The sequence below is a fragment of the Sodalis ligni genome, assembly GCF_016865525.2.
Classification (GTDB): Bacteria; Pseudomonadota; Gammaproteobacteria; order Enterobacterales; family Enterobacteriaceae; genus Acerihabitans; species Acerihabitans ligni.
This window is the reverse complement of sequence record NZ_CP075169.1, coordinates 4,694,033-4,720,630: the sequence shown is the minus strand read 5'-3', so window position 1 is coordinate 4,720,630 and position 26,598 is coordinate 4,694,033. Positions and strand designations below refer to the sequence as shown.

28 protein-coding genes, 1 tRNA gene and 3 pseudogenes are annotated in these 26,598 nt (G+C 53.2%); 17 read left to right on the top strand and 15 right to left on the bottom strand.

What is annotated here, in order from left to right:
* Nucleotides 1–71 precede the first annotated feature (71 nt).
* From GTU79_RS22125 to uraH, 4 genes are all read left to right on the top strand, one after another.
* Nucleotides 72–1,316 (top strand): pyridoxal-phosphate-dependent aminotransferase family protein, encoded by a 1,245-nt coding sequence (locus GTU79_RS22125; protein ID WP_214513379.1) that lies wholly within the window; start codon nt 72–74, stop codon nt 1,314–1,316.
* Nucleotides 1,313–2,605 carry an allantoate amidohydrolase gene (gene hpxK, locus GTU79_RS22120; protein WP_338091431.1) on the top strand — a complete coding sequence of 431 codons (1,293 nt, stop codon included), beginning with the start codon at nt 1,313–1,315 and terminating at the stop codon, nt 2,603–2,605. The genes GTU79_RS22125 and hpxK overlap by 4 nt, the downstream gene beginning before the upstream one ends.
* A 133-nt stretch (nt 2,606–2,738) precedes the next feature.
* Complete coding sequence (uraD, locus tag GTU79_RS22115; RefSeq protein WP_253073397.1) at nt 2,739–3,185, top strand: 2-oxo-4-hydroxy-4-carboxy-5-ureidoimidazoline decarboxylase; 447 nt, start codon at nt 2,739–2,741, stop codon at nt 3,183–3,185.
* A complete protein-coding gene (uraH, locus tag GTU79_RS22110) occupies nt 3,185–3,520 on the top strand; it encodes a hydroxyisourate hydrolase (RefSeq protein ID WP_203524840.1) in 336 nt (111 codons plus the stop codon). Before uraD ends, uraH begins: the two co-directional genes overlap by 1 nt.
* Before the next feature lie 187 nt (nt 3,521–3,707).
* Here the strand turns inward: uraH and GTU79_RS22105 are convergent, their stop codons facing one another.
* Nucleotides 3,708–4,481 (bottom strand): amidohydrolase, encoded by a 774-nt coding sequence (locus GTU79_RS22105; protein WP_203524790.1) that lies wholly within the window; start codon nt 4,479–4,481, stop codon nt 3,708–3,710.
* A complete protein-coding gene (locus tag GTU79_RS22100; protein WP_132926286.1) occupies nt 4,469–5,629 on the bottom strand; it encodes a pyridoxal phosphate-dependent aminotransferase in 1,161 nt (386 codons plus the stop codon). Before GTU79_RS22100 ends, GTU79_RS22105 begins: the two co-directional genes overlap by 13 nt.
* A 504-nt stretch (nt 5,630–6,133) precedes the next feature.
* Between GTU79_RS22100 and GTU79_RS22095 the strand changes: the two genes are divergently transcribed.
* The 3 genes from GTU79_RS22095 (at nt 6,134) to GTU79_RS22085 (ending at nt 8,518) form a co-directional block, all read left to right on the top strand.
* Nucleotides 6,134–6,628, top strand: coding sequence for a YceI family protein (locus GTU79_RS22095; RefSeq protein ID WP_214513378.1), 495 nt, complete (start codon nt 6,134–6,136; stop codon nt 6,626–6,628).
* Nucleotides 6,629–7,019: 391 nt separating this feature from the next.
* Nucleotides 7,020–7,604 carry a D-sedoheptulose 7-phosphate isomerase gene (gene lpcA / locus GTU79_RS22090; RefSeq protein ID WP_132926290.1) on the top strand — a complete coding sequence of 195 codons (585 nt, stop codon included), beginning with the start codon at nt 7,020–7,022 and terminating at the stop codon, nt 7,602–7,604.
* A gap of 146 nt (nt 7,605–7,750) precedes the next feature.
* Nucleotides 7,751–8,518: a class II glutamine amidotransferase gene (locus GTU79_RS22085; protein WP_203524788.1), complete on the top strand. Its 768-nt coding sequence runs from the start codon at nt 7,751–7,753 to the stop codon at nt 8,516–8,518.
* On the opposite strand, the gene dpaA is transcribed toward GTU79_RS22085, so the two are convergent.
* Nucleotides 8,489–9,220, bottom strand: coding sequence for a peptidoglycan meso-diaminopimelic acid protein amidase (gene dpaA / locus GTU79_RS22080; protein WP_203524787.1), 732 nt, complete (start codon nt 9,218–9,220; stop codon nt 8,489–8,491). The genes GTU79_RS22085 and dpaA overlap by 30 nt on opposite strands.
* A 183-nt stretch (nt 9,221–9,403) precedes the next feature.
* Between dpaA and dinB the strand changes: the two genes are divergently transcribed.
* Nucleotides 9,404–10,477, top strand: a complete 1,074-nt coding sequence (gene dinB, locus GTU79_RS22075; protein WP_203524786.1) for a DNA polymerase IV — start codon at nt 9,404–9,406, stop codon at nt 10,475–10,477.
* Between the two features lie 623 nt (nt 10,478–11,100).
* Here the strand turns inward: dinB and pepD are convergent.
* Nucleotides 11,101–12,561 carry a beta-Ala-His dipeptidase gene (gene pepD, locus GTU79_RS22070; protein WP_132926296.1) on the bottom strand — a complete coding sequence of 487 codons (1,461 nt, stop codon included), beginning with the start codon at nt 12,559–12,561 and terminating at the stop codon, nt 11,101–11,103.
* 234 nt (nt 12,562–12,795) lie between these two features.
* Between pepD and gpt the strand changes: the two genes are divergently transcribed.
* The 5 genes from gpt to proA all read left to right on the top strand — a co-directional run bounded on the left by gpt (nt 12,796) and on the right by proA (nt 17,797).
* The gene (gene gpt / locus GTU79_RS22065) at nt 12,796–13,254 is read left to right on the top strand and encodes a xanthine phosphoribosyltransferase (RefSeq protein WP_203524785.1); all 459 of its coding nucleotides are present in this window, start codon (nt 12,796–12,798) and stop codon (nt 13,252–13,254) included.
* A 334-nt stretch (nt 13,255–13,588) separates the two neighbouring features.
* Nucleotides 13,589–14,830, top strand: a complete 1,242-nt coding sequence (frsA, locus tag GTU79_RS22060; protein WP_203524784.1) for an esterase FrsA — start codon at nt 13,589–13,591, stop codon at nt 14,828–14,830.
* Between the two features lie 81 nt (nt 14,831–14,911).
* The gene (gene crl / locus GTU79_RS22055) at nt 14,912–15,313 is read left to right on the top strand and encodes a sigma factor-binding protein Crl (protein ID WP_214513377.1); all 402 of its coding nucleotides are present in this window, start codon (nt 14,912–14,914) and stop codon (nt 15,311–15,313) included.
* Between the two features lie 117 nt (nt 15,314–15,430).
* Complete coding sequence (gene proB / locus GTU79_RS22050) at nt 15,431–16,534, top strand: glutamate 5-kinase (RefSeq protein ID WP_203524782.1); 1,104 nt, start codon at nt 15,431–15,433, stop codon at nt 16,532–16,534.
* 9 nt (nt 16,535–16,543) lie between these two features.
* Nucleotides 16,544–17,797 carry a glutamate-5-semialdehyde dehydrogenase gene (proA, locus tag GTU79_RS22045; protein ID WP_203524781.1) on the top strand — a complete coding sequence of 418 codons (1,254 nt, stop codon included), beginning with the start codon at nt 16,544–16,546 and terminating at the stop codon, nt 17,795–17,797.
* A gap of 148 nt (nt 17,798–17,945) precedes the next feature.
* On the opposite strand, the gene GTU79_RS22040 is transcribed toward proA, so the two are convergent.
* A complete protein-coding gene (locus GTU79_RS22040) occupies nt 17,946–18,368 on the bottom strand; it encodes a VOC family protein (RefSeq protein WP_203524780.1) in 423 nt (140 codons plus the stop codon).
* A gap of 188 nt (nt 18,369–18,556) precedes the next feature.
* On the opposite strand from GTU79_RS22040, the gene GTU79_RS22035 reads away from it, so the two are divergent.
* Nucleotides 18,557–18,632 (top strand) — tRNA-Thr (locus tag GTU79_RS22035).
* 10 nt (nt 18,633–18,642) lie between these two features.
* On the opposite strand, the pseudogene GTU79_RS31585 reads toward GTU79_RS22035, so the two are convergent.
* Nucleotides 18,643–18,914 (bottom strand): annotated as a pseudogene (locus GTU79_RS31585) (tyrosine-type recombinase/integrase); the annotation flags it as partial.
* A 91-nt stretch (nt 18,915–19,005) separates the two neighbouring features.
* Here GTU79_RS31585 and GTU79_RS31580 point away from each other — a divergent pair.
* A complete protein-coding gene (locus GTU79_RS31580) occupies nt 19,006–19,290 on the top strand; it encodes an antiterminator Q family protein (protein ID WP_214514179.1) in 285 nt (94 codons plus the stop codon).
* Between the two features lie 153 nt (nt 19,291–19,443).
* On the opposite strand, the gene GTU79_RS30735 is transcribed toward GTU79_RS31580, so the two are convergent.
* The 9 genes and pseudogenes from GTU79_RS30735 to GTU79_RS21980 form a co-directional block, all read right to left on the bottom strand.
* Complete coding sequence (locus GTU79_RS30735; protein WP_253073396.1) at nt 19,444–19,683, bottom strand: hypothetical protein; 240 nt, start codon at nt 19,681–19,683, stop codon at nt 19,444–19,446.
* Between the two features lie 75 nt (nt 19,684–19,758).
* Complete coding sequence (locus GTU79_RS30730; RefSeq protein WP_253073395.1) at nt 19,759–20,010, bottom strand: hypothetical protein; 252 nt, start codon at nt 20,008–20,010, stop codon at nt 19,759–19,761.
* Nucleotides 20,011–20,966: 956 nt separating this feature from the next.
* Nucleotides 20,967–21,179 (bottom strand): ATP-binding protein, encoded by a 213-nt coding sequence (locus GTU79_RS22015; protein WP_214513376.1) that lies wholly within the window; start codon nt 21,177–21,179, stop codon nt 20,967–20,969.
* 23 nt (nt 21,180–21,202) lie between these two features.
* Nucleotides 21,203–21,349: a hypothetical protein gene (locus GTU79_RS22010; RefSeq protein WP_214513375.1), complete on the bottom strand. Its 147-nt coding sequence runs from the start codon at nt 21,347–21,349 to the stop codon at nt 21,203–21,205.
* Between the two features lies 1 nt (nt 21,350).
* Nucleotides 21,351–22,382, bottom strand: a pseudogene (locus GTU79_RS22005) (IS630 family transposase).
* Nucleotides 22,383–22,551: 169 nt separating this feature from the next.
* Nucleotides 22,552–22,800, bottom strand: a complete 249-nt coding sequence (locus GTU79_RS22000; RefSeq protein ID WP_214513374.1) for a hypothetical protein — start codon at nt 22,798–22,800, stop codon at nt 22,552–22,554.
* A 35-nt stretch (nt 22,801–22,835) separates the two neighbouring features.
* A complete protein-coding gene (locus GTU79_RS21995; RefSeq protein WP_214513373.1) occupies nt 22,836–23,168 on the bottom strand; it encodes a hypothetical protein in 333 nt (110 codons plus the stop codon).
* Between the two features lie 128 nt (nt 23,169–23,296).
* Nucleotides 23,297–23,575, bottom strand: a complete 279-nt coding sequence (locus GTU79_RS31575) for a Z1 domain-containing protein (RefSeq protein WP_420854200.1) — start codon at nt 23,573–23,575, stop codon at nt 23,297–23,299.
* A 595-nt stretch (nt 23,576–24,170) separates the two neighbouring features.
* Nucleotides 24,171–24,326 (bottom strand): annotated as a pseudogene (locus tag GTU79_RS21980) (helix-turn-helix transcriptional regulator).
* Between the two features lie 208 nt (nt 24,327–24,534).
* Here GTU79_RS21980 and GTU79_RS21975 point away from each other — a divergent pair.
* Nucleotides 24,535–25,875, top strand: a complete 1,341-nt coding sequence (locus GTU79_RS21975; RefSeq protein WP_214513371.1) for a DNA translocase FtsK — start codon at nt 24,535–24,537, stop codon at nt 25,873–25,875.
* Nucleotides 25,847–25,969: a DNA translocase FtsK gene (locus GTU79_RS31570; RefSeq protein WP_214513370.1), complete on the top strand. Its 123-nt coding sequence runs from the start codon at nt 25,847–25,849 to the stop codon at nt 25,967–25,969. Before GTU79_RS21975 ends, GTU79_RS31570 begins: the two co-directional genes overlap by 29 nt.
* The last annotated feature ends 629 nt before the right edge of the window (nt 25,970–26,598 follow it).

Below are 26,598 nucleotides of genomic sequence, written 5' to 3'. Positions count from 1 at the left end.
GCCCGACCTGCGGCAATCCGAAGATTATCGGTCATCTAACGAAAACGAATGGTGGTATCAAAGGATAACTCATGTTGGATAACGCAAAGTACGATCAAATCAATCCTCCCTCCCGTCTGCTGATGGGGCCGGGTCCGATTAACGCCGATCCGCGGGTGCTGCGGGCGATGGCCAGCCAACTGGTGGAACAATACGATCCCGCCATGACCGGTTATATGAATGAAGTGATGGCGCTGTACCGTGGGGTGTTCAAGACCGAAAACCCCTGGACGCTGCTGGTGGACGGCACGTCACGCGCCGGTATCGAAGCGGTGCTGCTGTCGGTAATCCGCCCCGGTGACAAAGTCCTGGTGCCGGTATTCGGCCGGTTCGGCCATCTGCTGTGCGAAATTGCCCGGCGCTGCCGCGCCGAGGTCCATATCATCGAGGCTCCCTGGGGCGAGGTGTTCAGCCCCGACCAGATTGAAGACGCGGTGAAACGAGTACGTCCGCGGGTGCTGCTTACCGTGCAGGGGGATACTTCAACCACCATGCTGCAACCCCTGGAACAGCTGGGGGAAATCTGCCGCCGTTACGATGCGCTGTTTTACACCGACGCCACCGCATCCCTCGGGGGGAATGCCCTGGAAAGCGATGCCTGGGGCCTGGATGCGGTTTCCGCCGGTTTGCAGAAATGCCTGGGCGGTCCCTCCGGCAGCGCCCCGGTCACCCTCAGCGCCCGCTGCGAAGCAGTCATCCGCAGCCGTAAATGCGTAGAGGAGGGGATTCGCACCGCCGAGCATCGGGATGGCGACGATGAGATGATTTATTCCAACTATTTCGACCTCGGCATGATCATGGATTACTGGGGACCGGAACGCTTAAATCACCATACCGAAGCCACCAGCATGCTGTTCGCCGCCCGCGAATGCGCCCGGCTGTTGCTGGAGGAAGGCCTTGATGCGGCCATAGAACGCCACAAACTGCACGGCGGGGCGATGCTGGCGGGTATCGACGCCATGGGGCTCGAGGTCTTCGGCGACAGGCGCCATAAAATGAATAATGTGCTGGGGGTGGTTATCCCCACCGGCCTTGACGGCGAACAGGTGCGGCAGATGATGCTGAATGATTTCGCCATTGAAATCGGCACCTCGTTCGGGCCGCTGAAAGGGAAAATCTGGCGTATCGGCACCATGGGCTATAACGCGCGCAAGGATTGCGTGATGCAAACCCTTAGCGCCCTGGTAGGAGTGCTGCATCGTCTGGGCTTTGCCGGTCCACGGGGGGCCGGCCTGCTGGCGGCCTGGGATCATTACCGGAGGGGGCAGCCATCATGACCGATTATGGTATGCCCGAGCCCTTCGCCGCCGACGCCGCCCGGCGGGTCATGGCGCGCTGCGATATTTTGGCCGCCATCAGCGAAACGCCGGGCCAGCTGACCCGAACCTACCTGTCGCGGGAGCATCTGTTGGCAAACAAGCAGGTAGGTGAATGGATGCGCTCGGCGGGCATGCGGGTCTGGCAGGACAGCGTGGGCAATATCTGCGGGCGCTACGAAGGGCAGCAAGAGGATTTGCCCGCCATCCTGCTGGGATCGCATCTGGACACGGTGCGTAATGCCGGGCGCTATGACGGTATGCTGGGGGTGCTGACCGCCATTGAGCTGGTGCACTTTCTTCATCAGCGGCAACTGCGCCTGCCCCGGGCCATCGAGGTGATCGGGTTTGCCGATGAAGAGGGCACGCGCTTCGGCATAGCCCTGCTGGGCAGCCGGGGGATCACGGGCACCTGGCCGCCGGACTGGCTGGGGCGTAAAGACGAGGAAGGTATCGACGTGGCGCAGGCCATGACCCGGGCCGGTCTGGATCCTGCCCTTATCCTCCGGGCCAAGCGGGATGCAAAGGCCTTCGCCGCCTATCTGGAATTGCATATCGAGCAAGGTCCCTGCCTGGAGCAGGCGGGAACGGCGCTGGGAGTGGTGACCGCCATCAATGGCGCCCGGCGTCTTAATTGCCGGTTCGCCGGCGTGGCGGGCCATGCCGGCACGGTACCGATGCCGCTGCGTAAAGACGCGCTGAGCGCCGCCGCGCGCTGGATTGCGCAAATCGACGATCTCACCGTTGCCCGCGGACCGCAAATGGTGGCCACCGTCGGCACCTTGCAATGCCTGCCGGGAGCGGTGAACGTGATTCCCGGCGAGGTGAAACTGACGCTGGATGTGCGCGGCCCGGACAGCGAGGAACTGCAGGGGCTGGTTACCGCGCTGCTCGGCCTGGCCGGCACCATCGCTTCCCGGCGCGGTATCGGCTTTAGCGCGGAAGAGTTTTATCATATCGGCGCCACCCCTTGTGATGCCATACTGCAGGCTAAACTGGCGGAGAGCCTGTGCCGCATACAGGGCAGCAGCCCGCGTTTGCCCAGCGGCGCCGGCCATGACGCCATTGCGTTGGCGGAGTGCTGGCCGGTGGGGATGCTATTTATCCGCTGCCGCCGGGGTGTCAGCCATCATCCCGATGAGCTGGTGGCGGAAGCGGACGTGGCCGTCGCGCTGCGGGCCTATTTTGATGCCGTCAGCGCCCTGGCGAGCACCGTGGGGGATATCGGCGCGAGCCTGAAGGCGGGCTGATCTTTGAGGCGCTTCTCAGCCTGAGAGACGCCACGGGCGATATCGGTTTACACTTAAAGGCGGCTAAATCCTGGGTGACTGTTTTATGACGCTTGATGAATTTAATGGTGCGGACGCGGCGCTTTTGAAATCTATGTTGCTTGCATGCGCCGCCGTGCGCTCCTGGGGTGATGCCATCATCGCCGCCCGGCCTTTTAGGGGCCTGGATGAGCTGCTGGCCTTTGCCGATGAAACCGCCCGGCGGTGGGGAGCGGAACAGGTGGATGAGGCGTTGATGCAGCATCCGCGCATCGGGGAGTCACGGGAGCATAACGACGCCGCCGCCGAATATTCCCGCCGCGAGCAACCGGTGTTTACCGATGGCGATGAGCAACTGAAACGGGCGTTAAGGGAAGGCAATCGGTTCTACGAGGCTAAATTCGGCCGGATATTCCTGATTCGCGCCGCCGGGCGCAGCGGCGAGGAGATCCTGGCCTGTTTGCGGCAGCGGCTGCATAACAGCGTCGAACAAGAACAGCGGGAGACGGCGAATCAACTGCGGGAGATTGCGCTCTTACGCTTACGGCAGGGAGTTTTATGATGGGCATCATTACTTCGCATGTGCTGGATACCTCGCTGGGTAAACCGGCGACGGGAATGGAGATGGCGCTGGAGTTGCAGCGGGATGGCGATTGGGTCAGGCTGTCCGGCGGCACCACCGGCGCCGATGGGCGTTTGAACGGGTTGACGCCTGAGGGCGTGCCGCCGGGGCATTATCGCTTGAGCGCCGGGGTGGGGGCGTATTTTGCCGCCGGCGGCCGTTCTACGCTGTATGGCTGTGCCGTGATTGATTTTTATCTGGCCGAGGGGGATGAGCATCTGCATTTGCCGCTGCTGGTGAGCCCGTATGGGTGGTCGACGTATCGGGGGAGCTGACATCTGATTGGCGCGGTCTCCCTTTAACAGGCTCGTTGCACGTTTGGTGATAGTGGGCTTACCGTGCCATGGAGCGCTCGGGCGGGCGGTAAAACCACGCCCGCTTCGACCCCATTGGCGCGGTTTCCCTTTAACACGCCTGGTTCAGCGTCGGTGAACGCGGACTTACCGTGCCGCATGACGCCGGCTAGGCATCCAATTGAAAATTATCGGCGTCCAGCCAGGCGGGGAACGCCTTGCGGTATTGTTGCAGGATATCCAGCGATAGTTCGGCTTCCAGGCACGCCGGCTGATGCGGTTTACCCTGCGCCAGTATGTTGCCGGACGGGTCGATAATCATGCTGTCGCCGCTGTAGTGATGGCCGTTGCCGTCGGTGCCGACCCGGTTGCAGCCGGCCACGTAGGCCTGGTTTTCAATGGCGCGGGCCGCCAGCAGGGTTTGCCAGTGGCCGGCGCGGGGGGCGGGCCAGTTGGCGACATAGAGCGCCAAGTCGTAGTCCTGCCGGTTGCGGGACCATACCGGGAAGCGCAGGTCATAGCATACCTGGGGCAGGATCCGCCAGCCGCGCCACTCTACCACCAGCCGTTTTTGCCCGGCCTGATAATATTGATGTTCTTCGGCCATGCGGAACAGATGCCGTTTGTCATAGACATGGACCTGGCCCGAGGGTTCCACCAGCAAAAAGCGGTTTACCGCGCCGTCCGGAGTGCTGATGGCGGCGCTGCCGGCCACCATTGCCTTGGCGTATGCCGCCCACTTATGCAGCCATTCCACTACCCGCCCCTGGGGCAGGGCGTTATTGGCCGCTTCCATGGCGAAGCCGGTGGTGAACATTTCCGGCAGGATTATCAGATCGCGTCCGGCGGTAGTGGCCAGCAGGCCGTCGAAATGGGCCAGATTGGCCTCGCCGTCCATCCAGGCTAATGGCTGTTGCAGTACCGTGATTTTCAGAGTTGACATAAGCGCTCCGCGGCGGCGTCAAGAGTGGCATCCTGTTTGGCAAAGCACAGCCGGATGAGCTTGTGCGGGAAAGGATCGGCGCAAAAGACCGACAGGGGAATGGCGGCGACGCCCACTTCCACCGTCAGCCATTTGCTGAACGCCACGTCGTCCATGTCTGATATGGCGCTGTAGTCCGCCAGCAGGAAGTAAGTGCCCTGGCACGGCAGCACCTTGAACCGGCTCGGCGCCAATGCGTTGGTAAGATGATCGCGCCGTTCGCGATAGAAGTCGGGCAACTGCTGCCAGTGCTGCGGTTCGGCGTTCAGCATATCGGCGATGGCCAGCTGGGCCGGCGTGTTCACCGCAAAGGTGAGGTATTGGTGGATTTTGCGCACTTCGGCGCTGAGCACCGGCGGCGCGATGCAGTAGCCGATTTTCCAGCCGGTCATATGATAGGTCTTGCCGAACGACGAGACGGCAATGGCCCGCTGGCGCAGCTGCGGATGGGCCAGCACGCCGGCATGGCCGCCGGGGGCGAAGCAGATATGTTCATAGACTTCATCGCTGAGCACGTAAATTTCACGCTCGGCGATGGCCTGCCACAGCTGTACGAAATCTTCCGGCTGCCAGACGGTGGCGGAAGGATTATGCGGGGTGTTCAGGATAACCAGGCGGGTTTTATCGGTTAATTGATTGCGAAAGACCTCCCAGTCGACGCGAAACGACGGCGGCTGCAGGGCGATGTGGCGTGTGACGCCGCCCGCCAGGGTTACCGCCGGGGCATAGCTGTCGTAGCTCGGGTCGAAACAGATGACCTCATCGCCGGCGCGAACCAGCGCGCTGACGGCGGCGAACAGCGCTTCGGTGGCGCCGGCGGTGACGGTAATCTCGGTGTCCGCATCGGGACGCCAGCCGTAAATCTGTTCGGTTTTATCGGCGATGGCGGCCCGCAGCGCCACGGCGCCGGTCATCGGCGCATATTGGTTGGCGCCTTGTTCGACGTGGTACGCCAGCCTTTTTTTCAAATAGCCGGGACCGGAGAAATCCGGGAAACCCTGTGACAGGTTAATGGCTTGATGCTGCTGGGCCAGGGCGCTCATTTGGGTAAAAATAGTGGTGCCCAACGACGGAAGTTTGCTTTCAGGTGTGAAGGATGTGCTGCTCATGGCTAACGACCACTCTTAGAAGCCGGTTTTGAGTCCAATATAACACGCTGGGTACAATTGACAATCGGGACGTTTAGATGGGTAAACGGCTAAACGCCAAACATCGAAACATAAGCCCGGCGAAGAATTTTTATGGCGGCGAAAAGGAATAGCGGAGGGAATAAAGGTTATTTCAGCCAAAGAGAGAGGCGGTTAGAGTGAATGTAGCTCGTTCAGTCAGCCTGATTAGGCTAAGACTTAACCGAGTTTGTTTCCAATGCCAGTGGGATTAATTCTTAAGGGAATCATTCAATAAGTTAATCAAAACATTTGAAATACTCATACAAATATATGGTCTATTATTCCTTTTCCTTTAACGCCATCATAACACGCACGACATTCTGTTAACTTTTTCCCCATGAGAACTCTATGATCCCGAAGATTAATGTAAAAAATCGCCGTCCCGGTGGTTATCGCCTTTGGCGCGCTGTCCGGTTTTGCCCGGGCTGAAACGCAGACTTTGTCATGGATCCCGCTCATACGTCGGTGGTGTTTTCCTGGAACCATTTCGGCTTTTCCAATCCCACCGCTGATTTTTCTAATGTTACCGGCAATATCGTGCTGGACGACAAGCACATCACCCAGACAAAAGTGGACGTGACTATCCCTATCGACAGCGTCGATACCCATGTGCAAAAGCTGACGGAAGAGTTTAAGGGCAAGGATTATTTCGATCAGGCCACCTATCCCCAGGCCACCTTCCACAGCACAAAAATCATCAGCGAAGGCGCCCACAAATATAAAGTGTATGGCGACCTGAAAATCAAGGACATTACCAAGCCGGTGATTTTGAATGCGGTGCTGAACAAGATAGGCCAGCATCCGATGGAGAAAAAACAGGCGGTGGGCTTTAACGCCACCACTACTATCAAACGCTCGGAATTCGGTTTGGATAAATATGTCCCCATGGTGAGCGATGCCGTGGTGATAACTATCTCCACCGAAGCCCTGGTAAAATAACCCCCGTTCCGCTGCCGGCGCGTGGTTGTTTCTTGGCAACCGCTTAGCCCGGCAGCGCGTCATCCGCTTGGTATGTCCTGTATCGACCGCGGACCCCCTCCTTGGTATGCGCTTTATCGACAGCGGGCTATTCGCCTGGTACGCGCTTTACCGGCCGCGGAATGTCCCATGGCACCCCTTACCTCGACCGCAATCCATCCCATGTTACCCGCACCGATCCCGCACTGATTGTTCCACGCTGTTTCCCCGTGATGATAATCTGGCTCACAAATAATGATTTTCCTGCTATTACTCGATTGTCCCGGACCATCTTCGCTTCTCGCGGTTTCGCCAATCCGGTAAACTGTTTACCGAAGATTTTCTGAATTTGCGAGCCTATACCGAGGGACTTATGTATCAGGATTTGATTCGTAGCGAACTGAACGAAGCCGCGCTGACGCTGGCTAACTTTCTGAAAGACGAAAAAAATATTCAATCTATTGAGGATGCGGCCAGGCTTATCGCCGATTCCTTTAAAGCCGGCGGCAAAGTGCTGTCCTGCGGCAACGGCGGTTCCCATTGCGACGCCATGCATTTCGCCGAGGAGCTTACCGGCCGCTATCGCGATAACCGCCCGGCTTATCCGGCCATCGCCATTTCGGACGTCAGCCATTTATCCTGCGTCAGCAACGATTACGGGTATGATTTTGTCTTTTCCCGTTATATCGAAGCGCTGGGCAATAAGGGCGATGTGCTGCTGGGCATCTCCACCTCCGGCAATTCGGCCAATATCATCCGCGCCGTCGACGCCGCCCGGGCCAAAGGCATGAAAGTGATTACCCTTACCGGCAAAGACGGCGGCAAAATGGCCGGCACCGCCGATGTGGAAATTCGCGTGCCCCATTTTGGCTACGCCGATCGTATCCAGGAGATCCATATCAAGTCGATTCATATTCTGATCCAGCTTATTGAAAAAGAGATGGCTGCGGCGGTGTAATGCAGCGCCGACATCGGCATGGATGCGGCGGCGTGACCTCGCTCCGGCATCGGGATGAGGGCAGCAGCGTATTGCGGTAACGGAATCGGGATGGCGGCCGGGTAAGGTCGTGCCGCCATCGGGATGGCGCGGAACAGGAGAGGGTCATGTGTGAACTGCTCGGGATGAGTGCCAATGTGCCGACGGACATTTGCTTCAGCTTTACCGGGTTAATGCAGCGGGGCGGCCGCACCGGACCGCATAAGGACGGATGGGGCATCACGTTCTACGAGGGGCTGGGCTGCCGGACCTTCAAGGATCCGTTGCCGAGCATCAGCTCGCCCATCGCCCGGCTGGTGCAGGAGTATCCCATCAAATCCTGCGCGGTGGTTTCTCATATCCGCCAGGCCAATCGCGGCCGGGTGGCGCTGGAAAACACTCACCCTTTTACCCGAGAACTCTGGGGACGGAATTGGACTTTTGCCCACAACGGCCAGCTGCGGGGATACCGTCAACTGGACACCAGCCCCTATCGGCCGGTAGGGCAGACCGACAGCGAGTATGCGTTTTGCTGGCTGCTGGCCCGGCTGGCGGAACGCTATCCCCACACCCCCGGCCATTGGCCGTCGGTGTTCCGTTATATCGATAGCCTGGCGGGCGAGCTGCGGCAAAAAGGCATCTTCAATATGCTGCTGTCCGACGGCCGTTTCGTTATGGGATATTGTTCCAGCGAACTTTACTGGATCACCCGGCGGGCGCCGTTCGGCAAAGCCACCCTTATCGATCAGGATGTGGAGATTGATTTCCAGCAGCAGACCACGCCAGACGATGTGGTGACGGTCATCGCCACCCAACCGCTGACGGGGAATGAAACCTGGCACAAGGTTGCGCCAGGGGAGAGCGTATTATTTCGGCTGGGTGAGCGCGAGCTGTGACGCCACGGGCGCGCGGGTCATTTGCATCGGTGTGCCTATCACATACTGGCCGTTGACCACCGCCACCGCCGCCGGCTGATGATGTTCGGCAAAGAAAGCGTAGCCGGGCTGCAGCTGTTGCCAGAAAGAATAATAGGTGGAATAACGGTGACGCTGCATATTTGCCGGCGTCATACGGAACGGATAAATATGAATCTTTATCGCATCCTGGCCATTTCGTAATGCCGCATCCACATAGCGGTATATTTCAGCAATATAACTGTCGGTCATGGCGTAACAGCCGATGGAACGACAATCGCCATGAATCATCAGCATGGCGCCGGAATAGCCGCGGGATTGATCGTAGGCATTGGGGAAACCGATATTGATGGCCCGGTAATAATGGCTGTTGGGCTGCAGATTGCGGCTGTCGATAGTATAAAAACCTTCCGGACTTTTAAAATCGCCTTCCACCCGTTTCGGGCCCAGCCCGCCGGAGAAGTTGCAAATGCCGTAGCTGCCTATCAAGCGGTACTCCGGGCCTATCTTGGCGTAGAGCTCAAGGGTTCGTTCTTCTTTGAAGATTTGAATAAATACCGGTGAGCCGAGTAATTGGGCTTTCAATTCATTTGAAATAACTTGCGCCTGCTCACTGGCATAACTGACAGATGTAAATGCCGGTATACAAAACAACATCGCAAACAGCAGTGCGATTTTGCTCATTATCATTCCTGCGTAGTCAAAATAAATAACAAACCTGCAATAATCATTGCCGGCAAACCCTGTAAAACGATAATACATTTAAGATAATCAGCGACACGATATCACTGCCCGAACTTTTATCAAGATACGTTTTGTATATATTCGCGTACTTACTGTATACTCATACAGTTAAAAGGGGGGCAAATGCGCAAAATCATACATGTCGACATGGATTGCTTCTTCGCGGCAGTGGAAATGCGCGACGATCCGAGCCTGCGCGATATCCCCATCGCCATCGGCGGCAGGGCGGACAAGCGGGGGGTCATCAGCACCGCCAACTATCCGGCCCGGGTATTCGGCGTGCACAGCGCGATGTCCACCGCCATGGCCATGAAGCTTTGCCCCCATCTTAAACTGCTGCCGGGGCGCATCAATGCCTATAAAGAAGCATCGGCGCATATCCGTGAAATCTTTAGCCGTTATACGCCGTTAATCGAGCCGCTGTCGCTGGACGAAGCCTATCTGGATGTGACCGACAGCGCGTATCACAACGGTTCGGCCACCCTGATGGCCCAGGCCGTCCGCGCCGACATCGCCCGCGAGTTGCGGCTCACCGCCTCCGCCGGCGTGGCGCCGGTTAAGTTTCTGGCCAAAATCGCCTCCGATTTGAACAAGCCCGACGGGCTGTACGTTATCAGGCCTGAACAGGTCGCCTCCTTTTTGCAGTCGTTGCCCTTGGGGAAAATACCCGGCGTGGGCAAAGTCACGGCGAAAAAACTGGCTGATATGGGCCTTAATACCTGCGGCGATATACAGCGTTATGATCTGGCGGCGCTGCTCAGGCAGTTTGGCAAATTCGGCCGGGTGATCTGGGAGCGTTCTTTGGGTATCGATGAGCGGGAGGTGACCTCCGATCGGATGCGTAAATCGGTGGGGGTGGAGCGCACCCTTGAGGTTGATATTGATGATTGGGCGGCGTGCGCACAGATTATCGAGGCGCTGTACCCGGAGCTTGAGCGCCGGTTGGAGCGGGTGCGACCGGATCTGCACATCGCCCGGCAGGGCATCAAGCTCAAATTCGCCGATTTCCAGCAAACCACCCAGGAGCACGTGTGGCCGGTACTGAACAAAGTGGATTTGATGGAGATCGCCCGCCAGGCGTGGGATCAGCGGCGCGGCGAACGGGGGGTGCGGCTGGTGGGGCTGCATGTGACGCTGCTGGACCCGCAGATTGAGCGGCAGCTGATATTTAACTGGGAAGATGATTTGTTTTTGTGAGGGGGGAGCTGCGCTCCCCCAACCCCTGCTGGGCGGCTCGTTGCACGATTGGTGTAAGCGGGCCTACCATGCCATGGGGTGCTCGGTCGGGCGGGAAAACCACGCCCGATTCGACCCCATTGGCACGGTCTCCCTTTAACACGTCCGTTGCGCGATTGGTGTAAGCGGGCTTACCGTGCCATGGGGCGCTCGGTCGGGCGGGAAAACCACGCCCGATTCGACCCCATTGGCACGGTCTCCCTTTAACACGCCCGTTGCGCGATTCGTGTAAGCGGGCTTACCGTGCCATGGGGCGCTCGGTCGGGCGGGAAAACCACGCCCGATTCGACCCCATTGGCACGGTCTCCCTTTAACACGTCCGTTGCGCGATTCGGTGTAAGCGGGCTTACCGTGCCATGGGGCGCTCGGTCGGGCGGGAAAACCACGCCCGATTCGACCCCATTGGCACGGTCTCCCTTTAACACGTCCGTTGCGCGATTCGTGTAAGCGGGCTTACCGTGCCATGGGGCGCTCGGTCGGGCGGGAAAACCACGCCCGATTCGACCCCATTGGCACGGTCTCCCTTTAACACGTCCGTTGCACGATTCGTGTAAGCGAGCTTAACGAGCCATGGGCCCTGATGTTTAGGCTTTTTCCGGGATGGCCCTAAGCAGTGCGGTCAATAAGGTCCAGTACTGGCCGACGCTTTTGATATGCACCTGCTCGTCCGGGGAGTGCGGTCCGGTGATGGTTGGCCCGATGGAGACCATGTCCATGTTAGGGTAGGGCTTTTTGAACAGCCCGCATTCCAGACCGGCGTGGATCACCTGGATGTTCGGCGTTTTGTTGAACAGCTTCTGGTAGGTTTCGCGTACCAGATGCATCACCGGTGAGGTGGCGTCCGGCTTCCAGCCCGGGTAGCTGCCTTTGGCAATGCATTCCGCGCCCGCCAGCTGGCCCAATGCGGTCAGGGATTCCACTACGTTCTCTTTGCCGCTGTCGATGAGGGAGCGAATAAGGCAGCGGATGGTGGCGGTCTTTTCGTCCAGGGACACCACGCCGACGTTCAGGGAGGTTTCTACCACGCCTTTTACGTCGTCGCTCATGCGGATCACGCCGTTGGGGGTGGCGTTCAGCAGGGCGATAAATTTGTCGCCGCAGGCTTTGGTCAAAGCCTGCAGTTCGGATTGCACCGGTTCCACTGAAATCGCCAGTTTCTTTTCCTTGGCCGCCAGCTCCGTTTGGATAACCGCCAGGTACTGTTGCGCCAGCGAATTGAGGCTTTCGGTATTCTCCTGCGGCAGGGCCAGGGTGGCGAAGGCTTCACGGGGTATGGCGTTGCGCAGGGTGCCGCCGGTAACATCAAGTACGCGGAGATCCAGTTTTTTGGCGTGCTGGAACAGAAAGCGGGCCAGCAGTTTGTTGGCATTGCCCTGTCCCAGATGAATATCGACGCCAGAGTGGCCGCCCTTCAGCCCTTTGAGGGTGAGCTTGACAACCTGGTAGCCGGCGGGCACCGCTTCACGTTCCAGCGGCAGCACGGTTTTGAAATCCACCCCGCCGGCGCAGCCCATGTAGACTTCGCCCTCTTCCTCGGAATCGGTGTTAATGAGGATTTCAGCCTGCAGCCAGTTCGGCTGCAGACCGAAGGCGCCCTCCATGCCGGTTTCTTCGGTCATGGTGAGCAGCACTTCCAGCGGGCCGTGCTGCACGCTGTCATCCGCCAGAACCGCCAATGCCGAGGCCATGCCGATGCCGTTGTCCGCGCCAAGGGTGGTGCCGCGGGCTTTTACCCAATCGCCGTCGATATAGGGCTGGATCGGGTCGCGAGTGAAGTCGTGCACGGTATCGCTGTTTTTTTGCGGTACCATGTCCAGATGTGCCTGCAACACCACCGGACGGCGCTTTTCATAACCGGGGGTCGCCGGCTTGCGCAGCAGCACATTGCCGGCCTGATCCCGTTCCGCAAACAATCCTTTTTCCTGGGCCCAGCGGATTATATGGCCTGCCAGGGCATCTTCATGATATGAGGGATGCGGAATGGAACAGATTTTGTCAAAAATTTGCCATAGGGGCTGTGGCGAAAGTTGAGTCAGTTCAGACACGATAAAAACTCCTGTAACGACAAAAGACCCGGGCCGGGGAGTCAGTGTGGCGCGCAGCCGGCCGCAGGGTCACCAAAGATGGCTCAAGAATACCACTTTACCGTAACGGGCGGTGAAACTGCGGTTAAAAAGGGTGGTAGCACTGGTATTTCGTCGGTTGCGTCTCTATAATCTCGCGCAACCTTTTTTCCCCTGGTACTTTTAAGCCGAACCGATCCGGCTGGGACAGCATTTATGAGCGAAAAATACGTCGTAACCTGGGACATGTTGCAACTTCAGGCTCGGAAACTGGCCCAGCGCCTGCTTCCGTCATCGCAGTGGAAAGGCATTATCGCGGTAAGCCGCGGCGGTCTGGTTCCCGCTTCCATCCTGGCGCGTGAATTAAATATCCGCCACGTGGATACGGTGTGCATCTCCAGCTATGACCACCAGCACCAGCGCGCGATGACCGTGCTCAAACGCGCCGAGGGCGATGGCGAAGGCTTTATCGTCATCGACGATCTGGTGGATACCGGCGGCACCGCCAAAGCCATCCGCGACATGTATCCCAAAGCCCATTTCGTCACCATCTTCGCCAAACCCGCCGGCCGGCCGCTGGTGGATGACTATGTGGTGGATATTCCCCAGGATACCTGGATCGAACAGCCCTGGGACATGGCAGTGGCCTTTGTTCCGCCGCTGAGCGAAAAATAAGGGTTCTTTACGTATTTCGCGCCGCCCGATGCTTATTGCGGCTTAATGCGTCCCATGGCGATTTATCGCTTTTCCTTTCCTCGGGCCGCTGCCGGCTTGTCCGCCACCCCCCGGTGCGGCAAACCGCCAATATGCCGTATCCTCACGCCCGCTCATGACGGGCGTTTGTTTTTTGGACGCTAAATGAGTAATCTGGCAGGCATCCTCCCGTCAGCGCGGGACAGAATTCAATAACCTGGCGTATCGGCATGGCTTAGCTGCATGATGGGCATGGCTTAGCGTCAGGGCTTATTGTTATGGCTTAACGGCTTGGCGTAATGGAGAATACAGCTCAATGAGCAGTAGGAATCTGAGCGAGATACTGTTTAAACCTTCCTTTAAACTTCCCGAAACCTCCACGCTGGTGACGCGCGCCCGCCACCCCTCCGGCCAAAAGCCGATGCTCGCCCCTCTGGACGGAGCCAATCCCGGCAACTGGTATCGCATGATCAACCGCCTGTTGTGGATTTGGCGCGGCCTGGATGCCTGGGAAATCGAGGAGACGCTGGCCCGTATCGCCGCCAGCAAGGCCGAACGCACCGATGACCGCCTGCTGGATACCGTCATCGGCTATCGCCCCGGCAACTGGATTTATGAGTGGTCACACCAAGGCATGACATGGCAGCAGAAGGCCATGGATGAACCGCAGCCGGAGGTGTCCGGCGAGCAATGGCTCAAGGCGGCCAATTTCTACAGCATCGCCGCCTATCCCCATCTGCCTGGGGATCAACTGGCGGAGCAGGCGGAAACCCTCGCCAACCGCGCCTGGGAAGAAGCGGCGAGCCGGCTCAGCTATCAGCTCAAGGCCCTGACCTTCCCCATCGGCGGCGGCACCCTGACCGGCTTCTTACACCTGCCGTCCGAAGGCAAAGGCCCTTTTCCCACAGTGCTGGTGTGCGGCGGGCTGGATATGCTGCAAAACGACACCTATCGCCTGTTTCACGACTACTTCGCCCCGGCGGGCATGGCGATGCTCACCATCGACATGCCCTCCATCGGTTTTTCCTCCAAGTGGAAACTGAGCCAGGATTCCAGCTTTCTCCATCAACAGGTGCTGAAATCCATGGCGAACATCCCCTGGATAGACTCGCGGCGCGTTACCGCCTTCGGCTTCCGGTTCGGCGCCAATATTGCCGTGCGCCTGGCCTACCTGGAATCCCAGCGCCTGAGCGGAGTGGCCTGTCTTGGCCCGGTGGTGCACGCGCTGCTCACCGACCCCGCCCGGCAAGACCGCGTGCCGGGCATGTATATGGATGTCCTGGCCAGCCGCATCGGCATGGCCAACGTCTCGGACTCGGCGCTGAAAGTCGAGCTCAGCCGCTATTCCCTGAAAACCCAGGGATTGCTGGGCCGCAGATGCCCGACTCCCATGCTGGCGGGCTATTGGGAAAACGATCCCTTCAGCCCGAAGGAAGAGGCGACATTAATTGTTTCCTCCTCGTCATCCGGCACGCTTTTAACGGTGAAATCGGCGCCGGTCTATCAAAATTTTCATCATGCTTTGCTGAATATTCGCGATTGGCTGAAAAAAAACTGAAAATTCTAAGTTGATTAATTCTATTAGTTTGCTAAATAGAGAAGACGGTTATTTTTTTCGCGGTATTAGAGGTTAGAAAGCATGGCTTTAGTCAGTGGACATCCCAAAAGCAGATTAATGAAAGGATTCACCGCGCTCGGTCCCTACATTCGGGAAGGGCAATGCAGCGACGATCATTTTTTCTTTGATTGCCTGGCGGTATGCATCAACATGCAGCCGTCGCCTGAAAAGCGGGAGTTCTATGGCTGGTGGATAGATCTGAACGCCAAAGAAAAACGCTACACCTACACCTACCATTTGGGCCTGTTCGACAAAGAGGGCCACTGGAGCGAGAAAAAAATCAAAGAGCAGGAAGTGTTGGAGAAATTGGAAAGCTCGCTGCGGCAGTTTCACACCCGCCTGCGCGCCTACATCGTCTCATTGGACATGACGCTGGAACCGGCGGATTCCTTTAAAGACCATCCCTTCAGCCTGTCTTCCTGACAGCACGCCGGGCCTGCTTTTTATCGCAAATCGCGTTATGCTGACCGGCATAGCGCTTTTTCTTTTTTTTAAAAAAGACAGGCAAGGCATTTCAAAATTTATAACGGTATAAAAATTATGGATGGCAGCCAGACCTTGGTTGTGAAACTGGGCACCAGCGTACTCACCGGCGGATCGCGCCGGCTCAACCGCGCCCATATCGTCGAGCTGGTGCGCCAGTGCGCCCAGCTGCACGGCGCCGGGCACCGCATCGTGATTGTCACCTCGGGGGCCATCGCCGCCGGTCGTGAACATCTGGGCTACCCGGAACTGCCGGCCACCATCGCCTCCAAGCAATTACTGGCCGCCGTCGGCCAAAGCAGCCTGATTCAGCTATGGGAACAATTATTTTCCATTTACGGCATCCATATCGGACAGATGCTGCTCACCCGCGCCGATATGGAAGACCGCGAACGTTTCCTCAACGCCCGCGACACCCTGCGCGCGCTGCTGGACAACCGCATCGTCCCGGTTATCAATGAAAACGACGCGGTGGCCACCGCTGAAATCAAGGTGGGGGACAACGACAACCTTTCGGCCCTGGTGGCGATATTGGCGGATGCCAACAAGCTGCTGCTGCTCACCGACATCGCAGGCCTGTATACCGCCGATCCCCGCAACCATCCAGACGCGGAGCTGATTGCCGAAGTCAAAGTCATCAACGACGCCCTGCGCGGCGTGGCCGGCGACAGCGTATCCGGCCTTGGCACCGGCGGCATGGCCACCAAAATACAGGCGGCCGAAGTGGCCAGCCGGGCCGGAGTGGACGTAGTGATCGCCGCCGGCAACCGGCCCGGCGTTATCGGCGACATGATGGCGGACCTGCCGGTGGGCACCCGCTTCCATGCCCAGGAGATGCCGCTGGAGTCCCGCAAACGCTGGCTGTTCGGGCCGCCGCCGGCGGGGGACATTACCGTCGACGACGGCGCGCTCACCGCCATACTGGAGCGGGGCAGCTCGCTGCTGCCCAAAGGCATCAAAGCGGTGGCGGGGGATTTCTCCCGTGGCGTGGTGGTGCGCATCCGCGGGCTGAACGGCAAGGACATCGCCCACGGCGTCAGCCGCTACAACAGCGACGCCCTGCGCATGATTGCCGGCCATCACTCCCAGCAGATAAGCGACATCCTCGGCTACGAATACGGCCCGGTGGTGATCCATCGCGACGATATGATTATTTATTAAGGAGTTTTCATGCTCGAGCAAATGGGTAGGGCCGCCAAACAGGCCTCCTGGCAAATTTCAGTGCTCAGCAGCGCTGAAAAGAACCGGGCATTGCTGGCCATCGCCGACCGGCTGGACGCGCAAAGCGAGACTATCCTCCGTGCCAATGCCCTGGACATGGCCGATGCTCGGCAAAACGGCCTGAGCGAAGCGCTGCTGGATCGTTTGCTGCTCACCCCCGCCCGGCTGTCGGCCATTGCCCAAGACGTACGCCAGGTCGCTCTGCTTACCGATCCGGTGGGGCAGGTGATTGACGGGCGTTTGCTGGATAACGGCCTGAAGCTCGAACGCCGCCGGGTGCCGCTGGGGGTAGTGGGGGTTATCTACGAAGCGCGCCCCAACGTCACGGTGGACGTAGCGTCCCTGTGCCTGAAAACCGGCAACGCGGTTATCCTGCGCGGCGGCAAAGAGACTCACCGCACCAATACCGCCACCGTCAGCGTCATCCAGGATGCCCTTGCCGCCTGCAACCTGCCGAAAGAAGCGGTACAGGCCATCGACAACCCCGATCGCGCCCTGGTGGCCGAACTGCTGCGCCTGGACCAGTATGTGGACATGCTGATCCCCCGCGGCGGCGCGGCGCTGCATAAACTCTGCCGCGAACAGTCCACCATCCCGGTGATTACCGGCGGCATCGGCGTCTGCCATATCTATGCCGACGAGACCATCGACTTCACCCAGGCGCTGAAGGTCATCGAGAACGCCAAAATACAGCGTCCCAGCGCCTGTAATTCCCTTGAAACCCTCTTGGTACACCAAGGCATTGCTCCGGAGTTCCTGGCCGCCCTGAGCCGCCATATGCATTCTGTGGGCGTACGGCTGCACGCCGATGAACGGGCCATGCCCTATCTGGCGGACGGCCCCGCCACCTGCGTGGCGGTGGAAGAAGCGAATTACCACGACGAATGGCTTTCCCTTGACCTGAACGTCCGGGTGGTCACCGGCTTCGACCAGGCGGTGGAACATATCCGCATTTACGGCACCCAGCACTCCGACGCCATCCTCACCCAATCCCTCAGCGCGGCGGAACGCTTTGTGCGGGAAGTGGACTCCTCGGCGGTGTATGTCAACGCCAGCACCCGCTTCACCGACGGCGGCCAGTTCGGCCTGGGGGCAGAAGTGGCGGTCAGCACCCAGAAGTTGCATGCCCGAGGGCCCATGGGTTTGGAAGCGCTCACTACCTATAAGTGGATTGGGTACGGGGATAATCTGGTGCGGGGGTGATGGTCTGGGCTTCTGTGACTACTAGGACCCCTTGTTTTGATGGACTCTTTGCTCTGCATAATCTTAATTTACTTCATGGCCGCCGCATTTTGGCGGCCATGCTTATTTTTCCCTAGCAGTATTCAAGTCTGAAACGTGATTTGCCAGATCAATCCAGCCCGTCATCATACTCAGCAAAAAGTCCTCGATGCCGTTCCACAAACTCTAATGTATTGCCTTCCGGATCTTCCAGGAAAATCGTACCGATGCCCTGGTCCAGCGGACCTTCGCTATCCGTCAGCCAGAACACCTCCATGGAAAGGGACATTTGATAAGGTCGCAGGCCTTTCTCCAGCAGATGGCGGCAACAATCGTTGAGATTCTCCACCTGAAAGGCGATATGACGGGAGGAATCTCTGGGTGCCAGCGGCTTGGCGGTGGGCATCAGATGCAGGGAAAAGCCGTGGCCGGTGCCCAGCCAGTTGTGTTTGGTGGGATGACCCTGCATACCGAGGGTATCGCGGTAAAACGCCGTCATCGTTGCCATATCAGCCACCGCCAGCGCGGTATGGTGTACGCCTTGTAACTTCATTAACCACCTCTTGGCTGTAAAAAGAAGAACAAAAAGTTGTCTGGTTAATGATAGCGGATGTTGATTGGTTGATTTTTATTAGCAATCTGCTCTTTTTATCAGCATACGGACGCGCGCCTATTGACTCTTCAAGCGCTTTTGCATAACGTGTCCCCCCGTGATTTGCCCCCGCATGACAGCCTTATCATGCCGATATAGCTCAGTTGGTAGAGCAGCGCATTCGTAATGCGAAGGTCGTAGGTTCGACTCCTATTATCGGCACCAGTGAAATCAATCACTTATCACCAGCACCCACAACCTTCTTAAGCTCGCGTGTCGAATTCGTGCCGTAATTCCCCATAATCAAATCTATCTGTTTTGCGTGCTCAGTCAGATGGTTAGGGGCAAGGTGCGTTTAACGGCGCACCGATTCAATTGACTCACATCCGCCATTTCCTGCAACAATGATAAGGGGATCCCGGATTGAATCAGCCAACTGGCATAAGTGTGTCGCAAGTCATTGAATCGGAAATTTTCGATCCCTGCTCGCTTTAGGCCGGCGTGCCAGCCTGTGAAAGCGATGCGGGATAATCGAACTATCGTAGAACGATGAGGATCATGCGCCGGGAGCAATAATATTTAGACAGCCTGGCCGCATATTGCTGCTGGATTCAAAGGTCTTATTCCCTTTCATCGAAGCCAAAATCAGTGCTGTGACGAAGATGGTCTTATTGTAGAAGGTTGTGTTGGATGTATTACAACTTATAGTCCTAGTGATTATGAATTCCTTATTATGCACTGCGTCTATGCTATACTATTGATATCTATAGCAAGAAAATGGTGGTGTTATGAAGGAACTATACGTAAGAAATTACAATCTTCAGAAGGATTTATTTTCGGCTATTTATCCGCTCTAAACGCAGAAATTGAAATGGATGTATAAAATAGCTCACCTTGCTAATTTAGTAAGGTGAGACAATTTTAAATTGGTCTTTGGAGTTGGACCGAAATCTTTTCTTACTAATTTCCGCTACGAAAATATCTTCATCTAGAAAGGTCAAAAGTGTTTTAATTTCTTTCTTAGTATCAGGTAGAGCTATTTTTCAATTCCACCATCAATGATGGTTTTAAATTGAAATTTACTTTTTAGCAGCAATTTTAATTCTTTTATGGTATGGTTGTCAAGTATTCCTGACTTGCTAATTAGAGCAATTTTAGTGCGTATTACAGTATCTGCTATTGGAATGAGCTCAAATCCTGAGGGTACATCAAAGCTTTTACTGTTGATAAAAATATCTAAATCTTGATCTGTCGCTTCTTTGAAATAAGGGTCCATATCAAATATCCCTCTTAACCTTAAGAAACTTTTGAATTTTATTTTTTGATTGAATTGTAGCAACAAGCTTATCACTTATATTAAATCCAATTGATGACGCCATTGTAAAACATTGTTGCTCATCCATAAAGATTTAGAAAAATCTAGAATTTGAGCTTTAGTGAATACCTGTATGGCTATATTAGATGTGTTACTTGGATATTGAACTCCAACAAATAATCCTTTGATTTTATCGATCGGATCCTTATTTGGTACCCAAACGGGAATTGCAGTGCTCCGTTTTAAGGCATCTTCTAAAAGGGCGGCATCAGGAAAAGGATCAATCAAAAACACTCACTATATGTAGGGTGTATCCAGCATAAAACGGTAAAATTGTATTATGATGAGATTCAAAAGAGAATATTGATCTTGAAAAATTTTTATAATTTTTACATCTGTTTGTTTATCTGTATCAATTCTTAAAATCCGATTGGATGCTGTATTATCCATAATGGCGAAAAGCGGCATATTATCACCTTTAACATGCAAATACGTGTAGTCGGTTAACTGAATTACAGCGAAATCTTTACCTTTGACATCAAAATTATCTCTTTTGAGATAAGAACAAATCCAACGCCTGTATTATCTTCTGCTTCATAAAATTTAAATCCTAAGATTGACAAGAGAGGGTTGAAACTATAATTTTCCGAAAAACTAATGTAAAATAGAAGTGAGGCATAAAAGAAAAGAGCATATTTCCAGTCTGAGGAAATGGCATCAGTACCTAAAAGAGGGAATAAATAGCTAAGAAAGTAATTAGTAACTTCTTTATTTGCAGGTGAAATTGAGTCAATATTTTTATTTAATACTATTATGTTTTTTGGCAAAATGAATGAAAAACACGCATGAGAACCAACTAAACAAACAGACAATTAAAGATGAGTAAATGAGCCAGTGAGCATGTTTAACATAACCGATAAACATTAAAGTCACACATACCGGAGCAATTGAACTTGCTGTTAAAAGGATCCTAGCAAATTTATTCATGATAAAACCTCATAAGTAGTACTGTATGCATACACAGTACACCTAGGGTATAATCAAGCCAAGTGAAAAATTGGTTATTTTATATACACTTCGTTCAATTTTAGTGTATTTATTAAATCATATAAAACTACTCATGTGTACCCAAAAATCGCGCAATGTGATATGAATGACTAATCTGATTGCGTATTACGGTAATTTCGACCGCGCTTTTTCTCTTCTTTGTTTACTCTATATGATTGGTTTGCGTCACTTTTGCATCAATTCCCCTTAAGTTCTATCAGATGCCCACTGTACATTAGCCAGTCCATCAGGGCGTCGGCTACCGTAGAATTGCTGATCATTTTGTACCATTCGCTCACTGGCAATTGGCTGACGATCGCCGTGCTGCCATTGCCATAGCGATCTTCCATCACTTCCAGCAGATCCGATGATTGGCACGCCGATAACTTGTCCAGTCCCCTGTCATCCAAGATCAGTAAGGTCGTTTTGACAGCTAGAACAGTTGTTTCTGGTTACTGCCATCCGCATGCCCGGTACTGAAGTCCACCAACAGCTGGCTCAGCTGCCAGTAACCCGCCGCGATATCCCCTAGTGTCAGAATAAATGTTACCCCATCGGAAAGTACTAAATAGCTTTGCATATTATCGCTCCACTTTCGCCAGTCCGTGCTGGTTACCCGGAAACGGTGATGCGGCTTCCATAAACTGAGCAACCCGGTTCAGCAATTGCCACATATATCGGCATTGATTATTACGCGTTACCGTTTCATGCAATGATAACCAGAGCCGCTCTATCAGGTTCAACCACGGAGAATAGGTAGGCAAAAATCAACCTGAATTTTTGTTGTTTGCCAGCCCTTTTTACCTTCCGGCTTTTATGAATGACATAGTTATCAACGATTAACGTTATCGTCTTGGCCCGCCGGTAGGTCCTTTTCAATACCTTTAATAGATTGATAAACAAGTCTGAATTCTTACTGCTGCCGCTGGCATAATGGACTTGTCCCGTCCCGGCATGCAGCGCGCCCTCCAGGTAATGCTTCTGGTTCATCCCCGGCGTGACGATGCGCTTTTGCCTTCCTTTCAAACACCAGTCCGAGCCGATTTTCGGGTTTAAATCGATATCCACTTCATCTTGATAAAACACCGGATTATCAATGGAGTTTTGTGCGAGGGCTTGTTCGATAGCCGCTTGTTTTTCCTCATAGTGGGGTCATTTATTTTCAGCGTCGGCGCGGCTCTGCGCCAGACAAGGTCCGCCTGTCTGAGGTAGCGGTATAACGTGGCGGGATGAAGCGTGATGTTGAAAAGCCGATTAACAACCCGGGCCAAAAGTTCGGTACTCCAGCGAGAACGCAGCCAACCAAAATCTTGCGGTGAAAGTTGTACAAGAAGCGGCAGAATGGGCAATATATCAGCAACAGGCCACTGCGGCTCACGACCGGGCTTGAGACTTTTTAACCCACTCACTCCATATAAAGTAAATAAATTAATCCAACGTCCTACGGAAGAACGAGCCGCACACAGTATTTTGGCGACCTCGGTAACGGTCATTCCCTGGTGCAACATGAGCATCGCCATCAATCGGCGAGCGCGATTTTTATCACGAGTGTGCTGGGCCTCTTTTCTCATCAGATATCGTTCTTCATCAGGTATAAATGCTATGATCGGCATCGCTCAGTCCGGTGGGTGATTTGTGATTTTGGCGATTGATCAGATCGCATAAATCGGACTGAGTTCCCTTCGAGTGATCTACTATTTTGCAAGGCTATTTAGAGATTTAGTTCAATTAGATGAAAAGGGGAATCTTCCCCTATCAATAATTAAAACTGCTCTTCCTGCACTATAATTGTTTTGCTAATCTACTTGGCATCCATATAGCAAGAATAGTTACATCTTTGGCTATAACACTGCCTTCAAGCAGAATATTTATCGAACGTATTTGAATTGTGATATTTTCGCCCTTTCCAATATTTCTGTCTCCTGGATATATCTCACCGCGAATACCATTTACAGGATATTCACCTTGAAACAGATTGGCAATTTCGCCGTTATTATTGACACTACGTTCTCTTTTCTCTTTAGGGCTCATTTTATAAATATTACATACTTCATCATTGTTAGATTCTAAACATTTTTAATATTAAGCAATAGAGCGGTATTCCTTTGAGAATCTGTATTACCTGTTATTCTAATATTAATTAAAACTTTTTCCATTATATCGCGAAGAGATACATTATTACAAACTTCATGCTTTTGTATTTCAGTTCTCTGAACGTGGCCTATATTTTCTGAAAAATCTAAATTTTTAACAAATTCGTTTATGATATTTCTATTATATTCAATAACTTCATTGGAAGCCAATACAACACGCTGAGAAATCCATTTATCGGAGAAAGTTTCATGCATATAATCAAATTCGAGAACGCTATTTCGACATGGCTTAAGGTTATTATCCATTAAAATGCCCGCTTCCAATAGTTCAGCGGAAGCTTCTCTTTTGGATATGTATCAATTGTCCTCTTATATCTTCTTCATGAGTTACATAGCTTTGAAATGCGTTTAAAGTTCCTTGTTCGAGATAAACTCTACAATAACCTAAATAGTTTTTTATAACCGAAGAATCTTGCTCTTTGTTGGATTGTATCCGCATTACCAACACCCACATCTCTAGGCATATAAGTTACCGTTAATCCTTCAACAGTAAAGCCACGATCAACAGCGACCCCACCAACAATAATCCATCCATAATTTTGTTGCCAATCAATTTCAGGTGTTTTCCCGCCACGGCGTGCATTAACTTCAAGTACCTGCGTATTTATAAACGCTATGCTAAAGGATTTTGCTAGCTCGCTAAATCTAGGTATTTCGGTGTCGATGGTTTTTTAAATCTTCATATGATATTTGAAACTCTTCTAATAATTCTAATTTGTCAAAATCATCGTCGGGTAAATTTAGACAGCGTTTCCATTCGTCAAAAATATTCCTTACCCAGCCATAAAATTCTTGATGTTGAGAAGTCAAATGGGAAGGATGGACCAACATGGACCTATTACCTGCATTGGCTGACTCGATGATACCTACAGTTACCCCGACCATGAATATTTTAGAGCATCAAGCAAAGAAACGGGAGGTTCACTTAGCGGATTATTTTTCGTGGGTACTTCGTCTGAAGGAATAACTTTAATATAAGATGAGTTGTCGCCAAAAATTCTTTTCCACCAACATATGCTTCCCCAGTTTCTGAGTGCCATGAGCAATGAAAGATTTTGCGTACATAGTGGGGTAGTCCTCAACGCTATATAGCGCGCAGGGGAGTACGTCCTGGCAAGGGCAATTTGGCGCGATAGGTATAGCGGGGTGTATTCAGATCAAGGGGAAGAATGTGGCTAGCGGGGGTTATGTAGAGTATTAACGTCGGGAATGCGTTATACGCTGCTGTAACCAGGCTTTCACTTCGTTTTACAACCAGGGTGAGCTTCGACCCAGCTTGATAGGCTTCGGGAATGCACCGTCCTGAATCAGCTTGTAAAATCATTTGTTCGTCAAACCGGTAAGCTGAGTGATAAAAGCCATGTCCACAAATCTATCGTCGAGGATACTGTATTTGGTTGTCATCGTTTTTTCTCCGTTGGTTATAATGGGAGAAGGAGCGAGGGTGGCGAAAATCGGTGCACTCCCGCAAACGGTGTGAAAATGGCGTAACTTATTAATTTTTCTTAATAGATATGTACTCTGGAACGACACTTTGTGAAACTAAACAAATGCAAAAATTGAAGCGAGTGATACAGTACCCGCATCAATATTCTAAGGACGAAAACTGAACATGACTTCGGTGCGTTACTTCAGGGCAAATACTGAGCCATCTTGGAACGATATGGAGTTGGAACAAATGGCTCAGGCAATTGAGTCCTGCCTTGCTGCGTATTTCATCGCTGCAAATGTATCAACCTATTCCCCTGGTCCCGTATTCACGCTTTTTCGTCTGACACTGGAACCTGGGGTTCGAATATCGAAAATTACAGCACTGATCCCTGAGCTCATTCGCGCTCTCGCGGTAAGGGGCATCCAGGTGCTGGATAGTATTCCAGGTACATCGTTTGCTGGGTTACTGATAACAAATAACGTAAGACAAATTGTCTCTCTTGAAAGCATTTTGAACTCCAGCGCCTTCGCTGAGTCACCATCACCGTTGACTCTGATGATTGGAGTCGATAGCTCAGGCCAGCCTGTTGCGATCGATTTAAATCGCATGCCTCATTTGTTGGTCGTGGGAACCGCAAATTCGGGTAAATCACTGCTGATGCATGCCATAATTATCAGTTTGTTGCTCAAATCATCACCAGACGATGTTCGATTAATCCTGGTCGATACCAATCAGCTTGAGTTGGCCCCATACCATGATATCCCACATTTGCTCACACCGGTGATTACCGCGCCCGAAGATGCCGGGAGAGGACTTCGCTGGCTTATCGCCGAAATGGAACGGCGTTACAAGTTATTTCAGGCGCTGGGTTCGCGAAACCTGGACGCCTATAACCGGCAAATAACTGATTCAGAGTCCTCCGGTCGACCGATTCCAGATCCCTACTGGATACCTGAGCCGGGTAGGGAACAACCTTTTCTCTGCTCTTTACCGCATCTTGTATTTCTGGTGGAAGATTACGCTGATATCTTGGCATGCGATGAGCCAAACGAAGAGATGATCGTCACACTCACCAGGCAAGGACATGCTGTCGGTATTCACCTGATTCTGACAACCAGAACACCTTTACCCAATGTCATTACCAGTCGGATCAAATCAAACATCCCGGCCCGTATTGCGCTCAAGGTTTCAACTAAATCTGATTCCCGGTTAATTTTGGATCACGAGGGTGCTGAGTCACTCTTTGGTGCAGGCGATCTTTTGTTCCTTTCTGCAGATTCGGCGACGCCAGCACGTATTCAGGGTGCTTACGCGGATGCTCGGGAAATTAATAAAACCGCTGATGCCTGGAGAAACACAGCAAAACCCTGTTACATTGAGGGATTATTCCGAGCACCAGCCATAGCACATCTGAGCCAGAAAATGAGCTGGACCCATTGTTTGACCAGGCCGTTCTTTTCGTTGCTGAAAACGATCAGCCTCTGTTTCTGGCGTGCAGCGCCAATTTCGTATCGGATATAACCGCGCAGCCCAACTTATTGAACAAATGGAAACGATGGGTATTGTTAGCCCTCCAGGCCATAACGGAAACAGGGATATTTTGATTCTTCAATGAGTTATTGACTCGCGTTTTCCTCTCAGTCAGAGGCGGCGCTCAGGCGATAGCGGTATAGTCTTGCATTGTTATCGTTAGTCTCTGTGCTCAGTGGTGTTGTCTGGGCCTTCCTACCCGACTAAGATGCCGTATATTGCTCAGCCAGTAAACTTATAGCGGGACTTTTTAACCAGTATCGTCACCTGCAACATGAGGTCTTCATAATGCCGCATTTTTTGCTTTGATTAGAGCAAATATTATTGGGTAAGGTCAACAAAGCTAGAGTAGTTAATAATTTTTATTATAAATCCTTAACGTAAAGTTAAAGAGTTAACCGCTGTCATTTTAGACTTTCTTGGATAGGTTGTTTTTCGAAATTAATATTTTAGGTCATTGATGTTGGGTGCCGCTCTGATGGTTCTGTTGACCTATATATTTTGTGGTGAATTTTTTCCCTCAAGAGTATATTAACCATAAAACGATCTGTGTCTTTGAAAGCTTCTGAACTCGAAAATGAGGGATTGTTCACGAATTTTGAGTTAGGGTTTTACTTTGCCGGATTATTACTGAAAATTACTACTACTGGGGAATATAATGCCTGAAAGTACCGATAATAAGGAAAAACAGGAGTTGTTGAATTCTTTTCTAAG